Source organism: Paenibacillus azoreducens, from assembly GCF_021654775.1.
Taxonomy (GTDB): domain Bacteria; phylum Bacillota; class Bacilli; order Paenibacillales; family Paenibacillaceae; genus Paenibacillus_AQ; species Paenibacillus_AQ azoreducens.
This window is the reverse complement of sequence record NZ_AP025343.1, coordinates 300,677-318,177: the sequence shown is the minus strand read 5'-3', so window position 1 is coordinate 318,177 and position 17,501 is coordinate 300,677. Positions and strand designations below refer to the sequence as shown.

Here is a 17,501-nt window from a genome sequence, read left to right as displayed (position 1 = left end):
ACCTGCCACGAAGGCCGCAAGTGACTTACAAACAAAACGGACCTTTCCCAAAGTCGCATGCCACAGGGAAAGATCCGTTTTTATTTTCCTATTGAACCCTAAATTTAAGCAAAAACAGTTCATTTCATTCATATCTATATATCCGTTCCACCCGGCTGCCCAACCGGCTTAAAATCTCGTTGGTCACCGTACCGCAGCGCTCGGCCATCTGGCTGGCCGTGATCGTTTTCGCGCCGTCTTGTCCGATCAGCGTAACCGTGTCCCCCTGCCGGACGCCGCCGATGGAAGTCACATCGACCGTTAACTGGTCCATGCAGATGCTGCCGATGATGTTTGCGCGCCGGCCGCGGATCAGTACATAACCGCCATGATCGGCGAGGGATCTTGGAATGCCGTCCGCATAACCGATGGATACGGTCGCGATCCGGATATTGCGGGCAGGCATATAACGATGCCCGTATCCGACTGGATGACATGCTTCTACTTCTTTCACTTGGGTGACCGTCGCCTTCAGCGAAAGAACCGGACGTAAATCAGCGGCGCTTCTTACTTCATCCCCTTCATGACTGAGCAGTCCGTATAATGCGATCCCAGGCCGGACTAAGTCGTATTTGAGCTCAGGATAATTCAGAATGCCATAGCTGCTTTGAATATGGACCTGTCCCGGATGCAAGCCGGCTGCCTTCAATTGCTGAACGACATGGTCAAATCTCTTAAGCTGTTCCTTGGTAAACCCTGTCTCTGCAGGTGCCAAGCCATCGGACATCGACAAATGGCTGAATGTCCCCGTAACCTGCAAATGCGGAAAACGATAGCAAGCCAAAATGTCCTCCATATCCCGATAAGGCGTTCCCAAACGGTTCATGCCTGTATCGATTTTGACATGAACGTTCAGTGTAACTCCATAGGACTCCAACGCCTCGCCGTATTCCCTGCTTAGGATTGTCTGGGTCAACCGATATCGGGCAAGTTTGGGTGCAAGCTCGGGGGCGGTATATCCCAAAATCAAGATCTCGCCGCGAATCCCGCTTTTCCGCAGCCTGATCCCCTCGCCGATTTCCGCGACGGCAAAATGGTTGATCCCCGCCCGGTTCAGCTCCTTCGCAACTTCTACATCCCCGTGCCCGTATGCGTCTGCTTTGAGGACGGCCATAATGCCGGTTCCGGAAGGCAAAAGCCAATTCAACTCCTCCATATTATGGCGTAAACGCTCCAGATTGATTTCAGCCCAAGCCCGAGCCTGCTGCGGCGCGGATGTCTTTTTTTGGTCCGAAGGATACATTAGAGCAAGCGGGAACTTTTTGTAGGTCGAACGAAAAGGTGCGATCACACCCGCTGGAAGTGAATGAGTTCCGGAATAAAGCATAACCAACTTGGAAGGCCGGCTAAAAGCCCGTACTATCAATCTCTTGAAAGAACGGTAAGATTCCGTCCTTCCGTTATGCGTTCCGGCCGCGGGCAGAAGCAGCAAAGCCGGACACAGCAGCAGCGCCAATAGCAGCATAAGTATCAGCATCATCGGTTCGCCTGCCCTTGATCATGAAAGATCGTCACGATGCATCCATTCACGTTATTGCCCGAAACTTCCACCCTAGAGCCCGGCTTCATGTCGATGGCGACTTCCTTCTCTTCCTTGCCCATCTCTATGAAATACATTTCGACCAAATCATTTTTATGTTTTTTGAACAGATGCGCCCCATTCTGCGTGAACTGCTGCATGTATTCGATATACTCTTCAAGGCAAAGGCCGTACTGCTCCATGATGATGGCATGTGGTACACCGACGTACCGAAAATGCCAAGGCTCGCAGGCGATATGGGTCAAATGCTCTTTTCCCTCCCGGTACCGCTGAATAAAGCCATATTCCGCCGCCATCCGGCGGAAAGCCGCATAAACGCCATGATCAGGGAGGGACGGACAAAGATAATCCACGCCTTCTTTCAGCTCGCCGACATCCACCGCCAGTCCCGTCTGATGTTCGCTTTCGCCCGGACGAGCGACATAACTCGCCGTAAAAATCGGACCGTTTTCCTCATAAGACTGGTCATAAATGCGCTTCTGCTCCAGGCGCGTGCGATAGCCGCTGACGATGCCGATTTGCTCTTTGCCCCGGCAGGCCATAAGCAAAGACTCGAGCTGCTGCAAGCATGTCCGTTCAAGGCGCATATTTTGTTCTTTTGTGCTGGCATGCCTTATATTCTCGACCGGAGCCAAGTTCCTTGAATGAATGGGCTGCTTGAGCGGATGCTCCGAATTGACAAGTATCAGCGTCCCGCGATGGATCATGTGCGGCTGGATGCGGATCACGTTTTTGGCGGTCGTAATCATTGATTCTCCTCCTTTGCCAAAGCCAGCTGGATCAGACGGTCCATGAGTTCCGGATATGAAATATGGCTGGCGTTCATCATATTCGGGTAACGGCTGGCGGCCGTAAAACCCGGCATGGTGTTCACTTCGTTAAAGATAATACGCCCGTCTTCGCTGACGAACATATCCACGCGGGCCAAGCCGGTACATCCCAAAATGCGGTATATCAGCTTGGCCTTTTCTTTGGCCTTTACCGCCGTCTCTTCGGAAATTCTTGCGGGCAGATGGATTTTCGAAGAAGCGAGGGAATATTTTTCGTCATAATCAAAAAATTCGCCCTGCAGCTCGATTTCGTCGATTTTCGCCACCAGCGGCTCCCCCTGGCCCAATACAGCGCAACCGATCTCGAATCCGGAGATATTCTGCTCGATGATCACTTTTTGATCATGTGCGAATGCCAGCCGGATGCCTTCCATGAGTTCGAATTTGTCGTATGCCTTCGTAATGCCAAAGGATGAGCCGGAACGGACCGGCTTGACGTAAAGCGGAAATCCAAGCCGTTCGGCTTCTTCAGCCGAGGTATGCAAATCGTCACCGGCATATATGGTTATGGATTCGGCTGTATCAATCCCGGCCGCCCGCACAAGACAGCTTGCAACCCCCTTGTCCATACATACCGCCGAGGACAACGTATCGCAGCCGACAAAAGGGATTCCAGCCAGCTCCAGCAGCCCTTGCACCGTGCCGTCTTCGCCGTTTTTGCCATGCAGCACCGGAAACACGACGTCCACCGGCGTCACGCGGTATTCCGTGCCGACCAGCTCCACGATTCCCGCCGCATCCCGGCTCGGCGATATCCATGCAGGTATGCAGCTCGGATGAACCTGCCAGCGGTCTTTACGGATATCTTCCGTGCTGCCGCCATACCTGAACCAAACGCCCTGTCGCGTAATTCCGATAAGAACCAAATCGTATTTATCCCTGTCCAAATGATCTATTACCGAAGCTGCCGATTGCAGCGAAACCCCATATTCCGTTGAGCAGCCTCCGAACAACACTGCAACCGATTTTTTCTGTATATTTTGCATAGATTTATCTCCCCAGTTCGTTTGTGCCGATCCTTAGCGTTTGGCCCGGACCAGCATCAAGATGTTTTCATTATAGGGAGCAGACTTTAAACAAATTGGAACGAAAAATAAAACTTGGTAAAGGAAAGTTAAAGAAAAGATAAAGAGAGGGAGTTATAGAGAGCAAAAAAACACATGGAGACCGAAATCTCTCATGTGGTTTATTCATTCCCTGTTTTCTTGGGGGAAATCTTTATGGCTTTCTGCTGTCAATAAACCAGTCAGGGCCAGATACATCGTTAATTTCTTTTCTTTTATAATTATATGCCACCGAAATATCAATATCTTCATAGCCTTTAATATACCCATGAAGATAAACCGTTGAATCTATGTATGGATCTATGAATTGATAGTCCTTAACTACAAAATCCGCATTATAATGTTTTTTGATATACTCCTGCCCAAGCCTTGTGGCTGTTTCCACCATCTCTTTCTTTTCTGCATGGGGCATGCAACTTCCTAGACTTATACATACTGTTAAGATGACCAAACAAAATCCAAATAATCTTTTCAATTTAGCACATCCCCAGAACAAGCTCCAAAACAACTTCACGGGCCGCCTCTTAATGATATATAATAACTAATAATACTCCAAGTGTATAAAAAGGAATATAATTACTTTATTTTAATTTCACTATCAATAAACCAGTCAGGTCCAATTACGGTCCTTACTTCATGTGTATGATAACTGTACACAACGGTAATTTCATCTTTTTCATGGCCTTTCACATACCCGTAAAGATAGACAGTCGATTGAACGGAAGGATCAATAATTTCATAGTCCTTCAAAATGAATTCAGCGTTATAGTGCTTCTTAATAAATTGTTCTCCTGCTGACGCAGCCGTTTGTACAAGCTCCTTCTTCTCAGCTTTTGACATCCCTGAACAACCTTCTAGAACTAAATTAATTAGAAGTATAAAAGACATGACTACAAATCTAAATGATATTTTCATTATTTCATTTCTTCTCCCCCCAATTGTATATGCTAGTTCCCTGTTTTCTTAGGATTTCGAGATTGGATAAACCATTTCGGGCCTGTAGCGCTTGTAATCTCCTTTTTCTTGTAGTTGTATTCAACCACAATGGTTTCATCTTCATGTCCTTCTACATAACCATAAAGATCAAGTACTGAATGTACAGAACGATCTGTGATTTCGTAATCCCTAACAACAAATTCAGCATTATAGTATTTTTTTATATATTCTTTCGCTAGGTCGGTAGCCGTATCAACCATCTCATTTTTTTCAGTCCGTGACATACATCCTCCTAATAGCATGGAAAACAGGACGATGACGAGAAGAAATCCTATAATTTTTTGCAACTTGTTCTCATCCTTCCCATTTTTTTCTTTTTTGTTATATTATAATAGTACCATTAATTATGGACAAGGGGAGAGCTATTTTGACATATATTAATGACAAAACCTATTGGGTTGTATCTGGACAAGTATATAAGAGAGATATCTCAGTTGATACTTATCAAAATGAGGATATTCCCGACTGGAAAATCATCGAGCCCAAAGGAGCCTTACTCCATGACACCGATGGTTCCGGTTTTGATGCCAATGTCTTCTATAACGAGAAAACCAATCAGATCATTATCGGGTATAGAGGCACTGAACCCCCGGATCGTCCGTTTTGGAGTAAACTAATGGACTATGAAACCGATTTTAGCGATGTCATGATCGGCAGGAAAAAGAACATAGAGGCAACTCACGAATTTTTTGTAAAAAACAAGGACGAAATTGCAAAATTGCCTATTCAGCACCAGATGTCTTTTTACAATGCCGAGGCAAGATACCAGAACAATCAATTTACCCAAGCGCAAAATCTTTATGATGCAGTTAAAAAAGAGTATCCCACTGCGGAAATATCAACAACCGGCCATTCGCTGGGCGGGGCTGAAGCCGAATATGTTGCCGTGATGAACGGCCTGAATTCGGTAAGTTTTAATGCGCCCAATATCGTTCATTTACTGCCCGATGATTTGCAGGACAAATCGAAAAGCGGGGAATTCCGCAAGACCAATATCGCCTATGTTAATCCAAAGGATAGCGTTGGGTCTGGAATCAGCAGCTCCGATCGGCATGTGGGCGAAACCTATCATATTAATTCCAATTACACGGACGCCAATAAGACCGAGTTGAAGCTCGAGATTCCCTTTTCGATGCCTATCAAAAGGGATAACGCTTTTTCCCAGTTTCTGCTCGGGCCCAAGTGGACACCCATTCAATTCGTTCCGATCACGCTTCCCATGGGTCAGCAAGGGATACTGCAAAAATTATATAATTCATTCTTGGGAGAAGGAAATCATAGCCTTGATTACTTTACCTTCGATGAAAAAACCGGCAATATCGCCAATAAGCTGTTTACAATGGACGGTAATGAGGTTCAAGGGCTGCCGCGAGTGCAGGCTTACGAAGAAATGCTGGCAGCACGGGAAAAACTGAATGAAACGTTGACGGAGTTTATAGAAAAATACGGACCTCAAATGGGCATATTCGGGACAATACTTGGAGCAGGCGCCGCAAATACCTATATTGGAAATAAATCCGGCAAACAGATTCAGCTAACACCGGAGGAACTTCAAAAGGCAGCGAGTCAAATGAAATCCGGACTACAGGCGTTTGCGAGCGAAACCCGAAGGCTGATTCAATTATTCGAAACCAACATACGTACTAGCGAGAGCCGTTCTTTAAGGCCAATCGCAGAAAATGCTTCCGCAAAACTGTCCGGGATCAATCGTTGGTATCAGGAATCGATTACCGAAATTGCCAACTATATCGACCGCAAGGCAAAGGACTTTATCATCGCGGATCAATCCTAAAATAAACAGAAATAGATTGCCTAGGACAAAACAGGGGGCACAAAATATGAGCAAAATCTCTTTAGAATTGGAAGATCTTAAAAGGGCGGTACAGCAATGCCAGCTGCTGCGCCAAAAGCTGCAGACTCAGGAGCAGCAAATCAAATCCATTTATAACCGCCTTCATGATTGGAAGGGAGCTTCTGCGGAGAAATTATCTCAACAAATGGAGTCCTTCCTGCAAAAAGCAGCCGTCCATATTCAAGAGCTTGAGGCTCAAAAGGAACAACTGCTGCGATATATTCATAGAATGGAAGAACTTGACCGCCAAAGCATACGCTGACGCTATCACGATTGCTCCCATAAATGAAATTTCCCGTCCGCTGCAAAATCCCGAAGAGTTTCAAGAGCTTGCGAGCATCAACCGAAACCCTTGAATCCGCTATTCATCTTACGTAAAAAGAGACCTCCTCCGAGGCCTCTTTTTTATCTTCGATACTTTGTTCCGTTCGTATTCCAGTATCAAACGCGTTCCAAATGCCTGTTTTATCGACGCTTCGTCAGATTTCGCCATGCAAAACCTAGGAAAAAGGAGCTAATCCCATCATTAATCCTAGTTCTTACGCATTATACTTTTTCTTGACTATTAAATCAGGCGGATTTAATATAATGGTAGATTATAGATTTATTCGCACCCTAAAAAATGATAAAGGCAAACCCATTGAAAAATGGGGACGCAAAACTACAGGGGCTAACGCGAGCATTCGCCATGCCAGCCAGTTACCGATATAAGATGCAATGTTATTCATTGTTATTTACCCCTTCTTATTTCGGTGAGAAGGGTTTTTTGGCGCTTTATGAATGCCCGGCAAATTACATATGTCAATTCCGGTTGACAAAGGCAAACTCATTGAAAAATGGGGGCGCAAAGCTATAGGAGCTACCGCGATCTATTGTCGCCATGCTAGCCAGCTGCCAATATTGAAGCCTGACCTTCTTTTCGGATCGCAGGCTTTGGAGGAATGTTCGGGATGAAGTGGACAAAACAAATACTTGCCGTACTTATTATTTTTGCACTGGTTGGCGTGTTTCCTAAATCTGAGGTTCATGCACAAGATCCGGTCATCAATCAGTTAGTTGTCCTGCCGTCAGGCAATTATAACGCGAAGGAAGCCAAGGCCATGATGGGCCGTCTGGAGAGAATTCCTGCGCCAATCCTTAAAACTTTGTATGATAAAGGGGTCAAAGTCATTTTGACTAACGATAAGATTACGAACGTGCCTGAGCTCAGCTACTTGAAAGGGAAGACCCCAAGAGGCTGGGAAGGAACGGGGTTGACCTGGGATGATGTGCCCGGCGTCAGCGAAAAAAACGTCGTTGTCCGGATCGGTTACAGTAAAAAAGGCGACAACCACAATTCATTTAATCTCGAAATCCATGAAACCATGCATGCGGTAGATCGGTTCGTTTTCGGGAATGCAAGCGCGAGCCCTGAATTTAAAAGTATCTTCGATAAAGAAGCCAGTGTTGAATATGGCAACGATGGCTACTTTTCAACCTATCCTGAAGAGTATTTTGCCGAAGCCGCCAGCATGTATGTATACAACGACACGACACGCGGCGAATTGAAGGCAAACGCGCCGTTGACTTATCAATATGTGGACAAGCTTTTTAATAATGCCGAATAAATAACAGAAAGCCCCCTCAGGTGAGGGGGCTTTCTGCTTGTATTGGTTTAAGGATACACCCGATCCGGCTTCACTTGCTGCCAAGCTTCCGTTTGATCGTTGTTTCTGCTGTATTCATGGTAGTTGGTCGCTTCGAGCACATCGGTGTAATACCATTTATTCGGCGTATTATCCGGCCATGTCTTCGCATCCTTATGAATACCCTCAACCTTGACTTTACGATTTAATACGCTGTTGATGAAAGCCATGGCTTCCGCACGCGTAATGTACTGATCCGGTTTAAACTGTCCCTCAGGGTAACCTTTGATCCAGCCTTTGTTGGCTGCGGAAACAATGTACTTCTCAGCCCAGTGGCCCTTGATATCAGAGAACAACGTGTTCTTCTGCTCATCCAGATCGTCAAATCTCGAAGCGATTGCCGCAAACTCCGCTCTGGTGATAGGGCGGCCCGGTTTAAAGGTTCCATCCGGATAGCCGGTAATAACTTTCGCGTTTTCCATGGTAGCAATGTTTTTGCTGGACCAACGCGAAGCTTCAACATCTTTATAGGAGCTGGTGCTCTTCAAATAGTCACTGCGCGTTGCATCATCCATCAACCGGTAGAAAATGGCTGCCACTTCTTCGCGGCTGATGTTGTTCTCCGGTTTGATCATACCGTCGGGATACCCATTGATATAGTTGTAATGGGTTGCCGTCTCAAGCTTCGGAGGTGCCGGAGGCAGCGGCGTAACGGCTGGCGGCGCTGGAGGTGATGGCTTAACAACCGGCGGTGCCGGAGGCAGCGGCGTTACGCTTCCCGAATTACCCGAGGAAGAACCAGGGGTACTTGGGGTCGGATCGGTAGGCGGCGTTACCGGACTATTTTTTGTATAGTAGAAAATAAACTCCTGACCTGCTTTATTCTCAAACTGATATACGGTGGAAGACTTTACAGGCGTATAACCGGATATAGAAGCAGCCTTTAAGGTAACGGTGCTGCCGGCCTTGCCTTTCTCAACGGTCGGAGCTGCCAATACGGCTCCTGTTCCCTGTTCAAGGTACTTCACGGTTACTTCTTGATCCTTCTCAACCGGAATCTCGTCTTTGATGAAATAAATGATCAGTTCCTGATGCGGCTCTCCCGTAAATCGGTAGGAGTACTCCGCTTGCTCCGGTTTGTATACTGCCCCGCCGACAGTGATCGGGTCCGGCTTGATCGTGATTGCATCTTCCGCTCTTCCTGAATACGTCTTTTGTCCCAATTCCGCATTCGTTACTTTATCCAGAAATTTGACCAGAAGCTGCTGAATCGTCTCATCCTTGCCCTTTTTGTAGTAAACGGTGTATTCCTGTTCCGGGGCTTCTGTAATGAGATATTCATGGTTAAATTCCACCGGCGTATATACTTCATCCGCAACAGTAATCGGCTCAGCCTGCCACTGTAGTTTTTCGCCTACCTTGCCGGTAAGCGGCGTTGGATCTGCAATGGGCTGCTCCGTTTCTTGATCAACATGATGAATTTGTACCGTTCGCTGCTCAGCTTCAGGGGCTTCTTTCTTGTAATAGAAGATGTATTCCTGTTTCTCTTCAGACGTTACCGGATATTCGACGACGTATTGATCAGTGACATAACCTTCGAAGTGCGGAGCTTCAAGCAGGATTTTTTTGCCTACCTCGCCTTGACGGGTCGTAGGTTCTTGAAGTTCCTGATTCGTTCCCTCTTCCAGGTATCTGACGTTAATCGTCCGGATTTCCTCTCCCGGCTTTTCAGCTGTGTAGTAGAATGTATACTGTTGGCCTTCTTGTTCTGCAGTGAACGTGTACTTGCCCTCGGCTTCTACTGGCGTATAACCTGCAATCGGAGGAGCAATCAGCGTTATGACTTGACCCGTCACGCCTTCCTTGGTCGCTCGATCCTGAATTTCTTCATTTGTGGCTTGGTCCACATAACGGATGGATACCGTTTGTTTATCTGCCGTGTAGTACACGGTATGGGTCTGCTTTTCATCCGCTGTGAACGTATACGTCCCGGTATCCTTGACCGGAGTGTAACCCGGAAGCGGCAGCGCCACATTTACTTTATCGCCGGCATGGCCTTTTTGGATCGTTGGCTCAGCCAATTCTTTCTCTGTGCCTTCCAGCAAATGCTGCACCCTTACCTGCTGCCCGACGGCTTGATAATAGATGATCAATTCCTGGCCATCTTTTGCGATAAACGTGTAGTTTATGCTTGACTCCTCAGGCGCGTAACCCGAAATGGCAGGAGCATCGATCATGACGGCCTTGCCTGTAAAGCCATCTACAGTGACAGGATCTTTAAGCGGCTTCCCGGTACTCTTCTCCAGGTATTTGACGGTCACCGTTTGCTTGTCGGCAGTATAGTAGAATGCATACTCCTGGCCTTCTTTGCCCGTAAAGGTATACTTGTCGCTTTCCTTTTCGGCGGTAAACCCATTGATTTTCTTCGCTTCAAGCAGAATTTGCTGTCCCTTAATGCCCTTTGCTTCCGACGGTTCAGCCAGTACTTTATTCGTTCCTTTTTCTAAATACTTGACCGCTACATGCTGCTCGGCAGCCTCCATGAACCCGAACCAGACCGTTGGGGTCGGTTTATCTATAGTCAAGTTCACTTTGGTAGGATTGTCGCCTACTTCGAGCTGATAACCTTCGACGTTAGGAGCCGCCACGGAATACGTTTTATTGATATCCAGCGATTCCTTCCCGTCCTGCTTGAACGGCTGATTGTACAATTGCTGCGCAAGCTCGGCTTTTTCGACAACCACGCCTTCGGCATTGACCGGCTGACCATCTGCATTCACTCGATAGCCTTTTATGGTAATGGACCCTTTACCAAAGTTCACCTTCGGTACTTCGAAGTTCTTCGTAACATTATCCTTATTAATGTCAGTATAGTTTATGGTTGTGGTTCCATTGGTCGGATACAACGTATCCGGATCAGGATGTTTCTTCGGATCCATTTCGACCTTGTAGGTCAAAGTAGCCGGAGAACCCTCCATAATGCTGCCGACGTTCCATGTGAAGGTTTCCGTTTTGTCGTCCCAAGCAATGGTTCCTTGCGAAACCTTCGGTTCGCCGACCTTGTTGAACATCTCGCCCATGGGATCGGTGACGACAGCTTTCTGGGCAGCGTAGGAAATCTGACCTGACAGCTCGGAGAATACCTTGCTCAAATCCGCGCTGCTGGATGAATAATAACCTTTGTTCTGGGCGCTGTTCAGCACGTATTTGGCGTCGGCGTCTTTTCCGACTTCAAGACCGATCGAGTAAATGCCTATGCCCCCGTCCCAGGCAAGTTTGGCTTCCGATAAGGATGCAATACCATTGTTTGTTACGTTTTTGCCGTTAACGGTATATACCTGGCGGCCTATTCCAAAAAATCCTTCATCCAGTTTGTAATCCTTGCCGTTACCGAGAATCTGATTGTCATTATAATCGAAATCGTACAAGGTAAAGTCAAACTTTTTGTCCGGCCAGCCAAAGGCCGCTGCATGCGACGCCTTGTAACTGTAAGTCGGCGCGCCGTCGCTTAATAACACGATAACCTTATTTTGCGCCTGGCTTCCCGCCAGCATCATGCGTGCTTTATTCAATCCCGCCTGAATGTTGGTGCCTTCTCCGCTGACAGTGATTTCTTTGATTACGTTCTTTAACCTGTCCTTCTGTCCGAATTCAACAAAGGAGGATTTTTCACTCGCCGTCTTATCGAAAGTCACGACTGCGATTCTCGTCGTCGAATCTTTGATCAGCAGATTATCGATAAACTTGTTCGCCGCTGACTTGGCATTGGTCATCCGGCCCGATTTGTCCATACTTCCGGACCGGTCGATGACCAGCACGACATCCGAGGTCGTTTTAATGTTCTTTCCTTCAACAGTCAACGTGATATTCCATTGACCTTTCCCTGCAGGATCGGCCGTCTTGGTCAGATTGACTGCTCCGGGATTCGGCCAGATAAGCTCGTTTGATGCTGCGGATACCCGGCTTAAGAATAGATTGCCTGGAATGAATCCTGTGAACACCGTCAATATGAACAGCCATGATACTACAAGTTTTAAACCCCGCTTCATCTCTTCCTCCTTGATTTTTTGGTTTAAGTTCCCCGGAACACAAAAAAGCCCGGCTGCATTAACGATATTAATTGCAACCGGACGATCATAAGTCATAAAGACTGTTAGACTCCAAGGCTTTGCGAGCTAACCTTTCGATTAGTGTGCCAAAATATAAAATTGTCGTTATTGCAGATGTGCGTAATCTTAATCCCTGTCCATGGATCTACCAAAAGTTAGTATATAGGAACTGTCGATCAATATAAACCAATCAAAATGCGTTGTCAATCACCAAAATACGCACCAATAAAAAAACTTTTTCGGTCCCCCTTTTGCTTCCATCATTAGGCACCCCGAGCAAGTCTAACTTCCAGGCATCGAATATGTAATCATGAAGATCAGCATCGACTCATTCATTTTAGCATGATCTTCTTCCGTTCCCGTCTCAAATCAGTCTCATTTTTCCTGTACTCTCAAGATATCCTAATGTTCAGGTTCCATGGCGCTATTTTGAAGCTGTGCCGCCAGCACCCGGGCAAAATTGGCAATCGCTTTTTTCAGATAGCGATAGAAGGTCGCCCTGCTCATGCTGCACTCCAACGCTGCGGCATCCGAATTACCGGCGTGCTGCCAATAAGCGGCGTATAAAAGGGAACCGTATTCTTCCGTCAGCCCGGCTTCCCCGGATATTTTCATTAACCGGAGCATGAACCGCTGTAAATCGATGCCGCTGCCCACGCCAGGAAATGCACCCGCATATTTCTCCAGTTCCACCGGATCATGCAGCGACAGAAGTATTTTTCTTAATTGCCGTTCTTGATCGCCTGGGCTCAACGCGTGGAAGACATCCATCATAACGCTCTCCATCTCCCCGCTTCCTTTAAAAAACGAAAGCACCCAATCTCCAAAATTCCCCTCGCGGAGGTCGAGTTCCAATATATGGGCTTCCGCCCATGATACGTCGCAATTTCGGGTGGCCGTCGGCCGGATGCGGAAACCGATACCGCGCAGCTGCTGCTTTAGGACATCGTTGGTAGCAACGAGAATGGCCCGGCTTCCATCCCCAAGCAGGGACAAATGATCCAGCATTAAGAGCCCGATGATCTCTTCCTTCGAATAACCCGACATCGAATTCGTAGCGGCGGTCAATACCGGGAAGTATGTATCTGCCTTGTCAGGCTCGCATTTCCATTCCTCTTCCGTGAAGCATTCCGACAATTCATTCGGAAAATAACGCTGAAGGAGCAAACCCGTTTCATAATAGACCAGTACAATGATAAACATGCCGGCGGGCCGTCCTTGGCTATCGCGTACAATCGCGATGCTTTCGGGAAAGCGGTCGGCAAGCTCATCCAGAAAATCATGGTAGGACCGGTTCATATGAGGATCGACGCTGTAAACGCACCATTCTTCCAGCATCTGGTGCAGATTGGGCAGGTCCGCAGCGTTAGGCTGCTCAAGAGGAGGGATCGAATCGCCCGAAAAATCCGCATACCCTCTGTGGGGAGATAGGAGCTCCTTGCTCAGCATCAGCATTTGCGACGCGATTCCGCGGCGCTGCTTGCGGTCCGCACGCTGGAACTTCCCATACAGCAGCTGTGCCGAGGAGCACTGCAGCTCAAGAAGCCGCTTCGGTTCCCGCTGCCGGAAGTCCTTCAGCAGATGCATTCTGGCAACGTCATGCAGCGCCAGCCCCCCAGTTCCGGAACGAACGAAGGATAGTCCGGCCAGCTCGCGAAACTGCTGCGTAGTGACCGTCCTGCCGGTCAAACGGGACAGCATCTCCTGATTGGCTTCGGGTAGGACCGTTAGAACATCCACCATCGGCTGCAGCTTCTCCGAGGCCAGTTCGCGAAGCACGCGGGCGCTGATGGACTGCGAAATAATCTGTTTGTCCGGCCCGCAAGCCTTGTCTTTGATGGCCGTTTCGACGGACAAAGCCAAAGCCAGCGGATGGCCATCGCTCAACCTCGCCAGCCGTCCAACCGTTTCGTCCGGGAAAGTCCCGAAGGATTGGATATAGTCGACCATTTCTTGATTCGTAAAATGCGCCAGCCGAAACTCCGTCATTCTGAGCCCCCATACTGGATGGGTAATCCATGTTATAGGCAGGCGCGGCCGCGAAGCAAGCAGAACCGCGACGCCTGCGGAAGACAGCTTGGGCAAAAACGCATCCAGCAGCCAGCCCTCAAGCAGGGACAGCTCCTCGAAATTATCTATGAACAGCATAACCCGCTTCAGCGGTCCGGCTTTCGTCAAAATGCGCAGCGAACCCGGTTCGGCTTGCTCCAGCTGTTCCAGTGAGGCGGCAGCCGATAAACTCTCCAAAAAGGACGCCGGCGTAGGCGTAAATGACCGGCCATCCAACCACAGGCATACACAACCCGCATTTTTGCCGAGCCGGGACAGCTGTGACATTAAGGAGGATTTTCCGATCCCTCCCATGCCGGTGATCGAAAATATCCGGCTCCTTGCCGTTTCATCCTGAAGCCACTTCGATAACTGCGACCGTTCCTCCACCCTTCCGACAAAGCGGTCGGCTTCCTGTGCTATCCGGTATGTTTCTCGCTCCATAATTTCCTCCGCAGATTCCGATTCTTTTTTGTCTTTATTATATCGGTGCGGAAAATTTCGGAACAGGCCTATTCTTTCCATCTTTTTTGTTCTCTCCGATCTGACGCCAAAAAAAAAGAATGGATCTGCTCTTATCGGTTAAAACCGCAAAATCGCAGACCCTTCCTTTAGTTAGTAGGACATCTTTAACAAAACGACGCGCTAGAACGTGATCCAAATGCCTGTTTTATCATCCGACATTTTCAAGCGAGGGTAGCGGATGCACTCGGGATCGTCCTCTTCCAAAGCCAGCAGCCGCTTGGCATAACGCTCTAGTCCTTCCGAAGCGACGCGGCGCAGGAGCTCCTCATCCGGCCTTAGGTTGTCGTTCTCCGCTTCTGGCTGCGGCCATGCCTCCGGATAAAAAAGCCCATCCGTCACCAGCAGCAGACCCGAAAGCCGTATCCGGTTGATTTTTCCGTACTCCAGGTATCGATCCGCATCCGGCAAACCATTCAATACGGAATATCCGCCTCTGGTGTTCATCTTCTCCCTGTTTTCCAGCAAGTGAGGTAGCACCATCCCCCGCAGCGCCTCTTTGCTGCGAATTCCGGAATCGATTCCTTTTTTCCAGACCGCCATCGACTCTTCGCCGATATGAGCGACATGATCGCGTGTGATCGTCCGTATGGAACCATCTTGGTACAATGCCATGATCATGCAGTCGCCGGCCTGCACGTATTCGATATGATGCTCCTTGACTCGGACTACCGCCATGGCAGCCGTCCACAGCTCGCTTTTGCGATCCATCCGAATGCCTTCCGCCCGCATGGCTTCTCCCAGCCGCTTGTTGGCTTCTTTCGCCAAGGTCTCCAAATCCCGCCGATCATCGCCTGGAATCTGTTTGAAATAATCCTTAATGATCTGTGATGCCAACCTTCCGCCTGTTTCTCCATGGACACTCCGAAAAGGAACAAGCGAAGTCGCCCCGTCAATTACACCATAGAATCCCCCGTCCGAACGCAAAATAACGGCATCTTCATTCCACTCTCCGGCGCCTTGAATCGAAATATGATGTATGTTCACGATGGTTTCCCCCTATTCCCCTGTTTGTTTTTGCAGTTGTTCAAACAGCTGTTTCGTCTGCACTGGATCATTGTCATTATAGAAAATAGTTAAGTCGCCCAGCTTAATTTGGATGTAGGGATGGATTTTCAATTTCTCCAGGAATCATATTCTTCCGTCTGAATAAAGACAGCAGCAGCCCGGCAGCGGCAAAGTCAACAACCTGCATCATCCCGCTGTATCCGATGAATGGCAATACCTCCCCGACTATAGGAACAATACCAAAGGCCATAAGGATCGGCCATAACATCCTGATGGCATATACTGCCATCCATCCAAGCATGATTCTCTTCGCATACACATCCTGAATGAGAACATTCATTTTCCAAAAACGAATGATAAAACAGATTACAAGCCCGGTGATAAGTATTCCAGAGCCCCAGCCAAAACAATAAATCAGATACGGGAATAGCGAATCACTGTAAACATAGGGAAGCGTATCAAGCTGTGCCGCAAATCCATGCCCAAACCATCCTGCGGAGACAATCGCCGCTTTGGTTTGGATGATTTGGTAGCTGTCATCACTGGTCGGATAAAGGAAAGCTTGCAGCCGATGCTGCAATTGTCCAACCCGGGTAAGCACAAGTATGTAGAGAGACAGCAGCGGTAGGATCAGTACGAGAAATTGTGGTGTATTCTTCTTGGTGACCCATGTCAGCAGCAAAAAGCCAATCAGATAGATAAGGCCATAAAACCAGGAAGATGACTGAACAAAAAGCATAATAGGTAATATACCCCGGTATACGAGTTGGATAAGGTATTCCCAGCCTCCTCGCCACTCTTTTGCCGGTTTCATTCCTGCCAAAGCAAAGAGAAGCACCGGGAGCGATGCGGCCATTGCATTAATACTAAATGGACCAAAAACGAGAAACACTCTTCTTCCATTTATGTCTATTTCCGCAAAATACGCGTATGCCATAAGCACGAGGGCACCGAAAAACAATACGCCAGAATATTTCTGTAATTTACAATAATCCACAAAATAGAATCCAACCAAGAAGGCAAGACCAAGAAGAGTAAACAACACTTTCCTTTCGATGAGCGAAGTACCAAACTGAGGATACATCCCCGATTCCTGGGCGGTAAACACCCCAAAAATGCCGATCAACGCCATCAACGCCAAAATAACAACCAATTTCCATTCCATGACCGGCTTATGTGCCTGATGAAAATTCCTGCCGATAAGAGCAGGGTCCCCCATCTGACAGATTGCTTCGGCAGCGGCGGCTTCCACGCTCATCCCATTCTCCTGCAGCATTTCCATCTGCTCAACAATATGGGAGGATAGCTCTTCGCGTATTTCGGGATGCAATTCCTTGGCTCGAACATGACTGCATACCTGATTCAAAAAAATCGCTACAGCCCCGTTTTCTTCAGGCCGACTCATGACATCCCCTCCCCAATAACGCGGTCCACCGCTGTTCGGAATTGTATCCACTCTTCCTTTTTCTCCCGAAGCTGGTTTCTACCCTGATCGGTTATCCGGTAGTACTTGCGCTTTCTCCCATCATACGTACTCCAGTAAGCATCCAGCCAACCTTCAGCCTCCAGCGTATGTAAAATGGGATATAACGTGCCTTCCTTCATCAAAAATACACCTTCCGAACTCCGCTCGATTTCCTTGATCAATTCGTAGCCATACATTTCTTTTCTATTCAGTACCGTAAGCAGCAAAATAGCCGTACTTCCTTTTAATAACTCCTTATTGACCGCCATAATGTTCTCCTTCAGAAGTTTTTTACTAACCTAGAAACATTTTTATTACCTAGTTTATCTATGCATCGAATTACTATGTATAAGAGTATATTGAATTACTACGAATTATGCAATCGGCAGATGCAAAAACGCC

At 47.8% G+C, this 17,501-nt stretch carries 14 protein-coding genes and 3 riboswitches; of the genes, 3 read left to right on the top strand and 11 right to left on the bottom strand.

Going from position 1 to position 17,501, the window contains the following annotated elements; translation table 11 throughout:
* Positions 1 to 124: 124 nt before the first annotated feature.
* The 6 genes from vanT to L6442_RS01450 all read right to left on the bottom strand — a co-directional run bounded on the left by vanT (position 125) and on the right by L6442_RS01450 (position 4,693).
* Positions 125 to 1,519 carry a serine racemase VanT catalytic subunit gene (gene vanT / locus L6442_RS01475; RefSeq protein WP_212979158.1) on the bottom strand — a complete coding sequence of 465 codons (1,395 nt, stop codon included), beginning with the start codon at positions 1,517 to 1,519 and terminating at the stop codon, positions 125 to 127.
* Positions 1,516 to 2,328, bottom strand: a complete 813-nt coding sequence (locus tag L6442_RS01470; protein WP_212979157.1) for a D-alanyl-D-alanine carboxypeptidase family protein — start codon at positions 2,326 to 2,328, stop codon at positions 1,516 to 1,518. The genes vanT and L6442_RS01470 overlap by 4 nt, the downstream gene beginning before the upstream one ends.
* Positions 2,325 to 3,386 carry a D-alanine--D-serine ligase VanG gene (gene vanG, locus L6442_RS01465; RefSeq protein ID WP_212979217.1) on the bottom strand — a complete coding sequence of 354 codons (1,062 nt, stop codon included), beginning with the start codon at positions 3,384 to 3,386 and terminating at the stop codon, positions 2,325 to 2,327. The genes L6442_RS01470 and vanG overlap by 4 nt, the downstream gene beginning before the upstream one ends.
* Positions 3,387 to 3,627: 241 nt before the next feature.
* The gene (locus L6442_RS01460) at positions 3,628 to 3,885 is read right to left on the bottom strand and encodes a hypothetical protein (RefSeq protein ID WP_212979156.1); all 258 of its coding nucleotides are present in this window, start codon (positions 3,883 to 3,885) and stop codon (positions 3,628 to 3,630) included.
* A gap of 164 nt (positions 3,886 to 4,049) precedes the next feature.
* Positions 4,050 to 4,313 carry a hypothetical protein gene (locus tag L6442_RS01455; RefSeq protein ID WP_237100172.1) on the bottom strand — a complete coding sequence of 88 codons (264 nt, stop codon included), beginning with the start codon at positions 4,311 to 4,313 and terminating at the stop codon, positions 4,050 to 4,052.
* A gap of 107 nt (positions 4,314 to 4,420) precedes the next feature.
* Complete coding sequence (locus L6442_RS01450) at positions 4,421 to 4,693, bottom strand: hypothetical protein (RefSeq protein ID WP_212979155.1); 273 nt, start codon at positions 4,691 to 4,693, stop codon at positions 4,421 to 4,423.
* Between the two features lie 143 nt (positions 4,694 to 4,836).
* On the opposite strand from L6442_RS01450, the gene L6442_RS01445 reads away from it, so the two are divergent.
* From L6442_RS01445 to L6442_RS01435, 3 genes are all read left to right on the top strand, one after another.
* Positions 4,837 to 6,261 carry a hypothetical protein gene (locus L6442_RS01445; RefSeq protein ID WP_212979154.1) on the top strand — a complete coding sequence of 475 codons (1,425 nt, stop codon included), beginning with the start codon at positions 4,837 to 4,839 and terminating at the stop codon, positions 6,259 to 6,261.
* Between the two features lie 46 nt (positions 6,262 to 6,307).
* On the top strand, positions 6,308 to 6,583 hold the full coding sequence (locus L6442_RS01440) for a hypothetical protein (protein ID WP_212979153.1): 276 nt from the start codon (positions 6,308 to 6,310) through the stop codon (positions 6,581 to 6,583).
* Positions 6,584 to 6,941: 358 nt separating this feature from the next.
* A riboswitch (cyclic di-GMP riboswitch) is annotated at positions 6,942 to 7,028 on the top strand.
* Positions 7,029 to 7,130: 102 nt separating this feature from the next.
* A riboswitch (cyclic di-GMP riboswitch) is annotated at positions 7,131 to 7,220 on the top strand.
* A 51-nt stretch (positions 7,221 to 7,271) separates the two neighbouring features.
* Positions 7,272 to 7,928, top strand: a complete 657-nt coding sequence (locus L6442_RS01435; RefSeq protein ID WP_212979152.1) for an anthrax toxin lethal factor-related metalloendopeptidase — start codon at positions 7,272 to 7,274, stop codon at positions 7,926 to 7,928.
* A 47-nt stretch (positions 7,929 to 7,975) separates the two neighbouring features.
* Here the strand turns inward: L6442_RS01435 and L6442_RS01430 are convergent, their stop codons facing one another.
* The 5 genes from L6442_RS01430 to L6442_RS01410 form a co-directional block, all read right to left on the bottom strand.
* A complete protein-coding gene (locus L6442_RS01430) occupies positions 7,976 to 11,995 on the bottom strand; it encodes an S-layer homology domain-containing protein (protein ID WP_212979151.1) in 4,020 nt (1,339 codons plus the stop codon).
* 69 nt (positions 11,996 to 12,064) lie between these two features.
* Positions 12,065 to 12,153: riboswitch (cyclic di-GMP riboswitch) on the bottom strand.
* 304 nt (positions 12,154 to 12,457) lie between these two features.
* On the bottom strand, positions 12,458 to 14,548 hold the full coding sequence (locus L6442_RS01425; RefSeq protein WP_212979150.1) for an nSTAND1 domain-containing NTPase: 2,091 nt from the start codon (positions 14,546 to 14,548) through the stop codon (positions 12,458 to 12,460).
* Positions 14,549 to 14,749: 201 nt separating this feature from the next.
* Entirely contained in the window at positions 14,750 to 15,613 is an 864-nt protein-coding gene (locus L6442_RS01420) for a PP2C family serine/threonine-protein phosphatase (protein WP_212979149.1), read from the bottom strand.
* A 103-nt stretch (positions 15,614 to 15,716) separates the two neighbouring features.
* Positions 15,717 to 17,039, bottom strand: a complete 1,323-nt coding sequence (locus L6442_RS01415; RefSeq protein ID WP_212979148.1) for an FtsW/RodA/SpoVE family cell cycle protein — start codon at positions 17,037 to 17,039, stop codon at positions 15,717 to 15,719.
* Entirely contained in the window at positions 17,036 to 17,368 is a 333-nt protein-coding gene (locus L6442_RS01410) for a PadR family transcriptional regulator (RefSeq protein ID WP_212979147.1), read from the bottom strand. Before L6442_RS01410 ends, L6442_RS01415 begins: the two co-directional genes overlap by 4 nt.
* Positions 17,369 to 17,501: the final 133 nt, after the last annotated feature.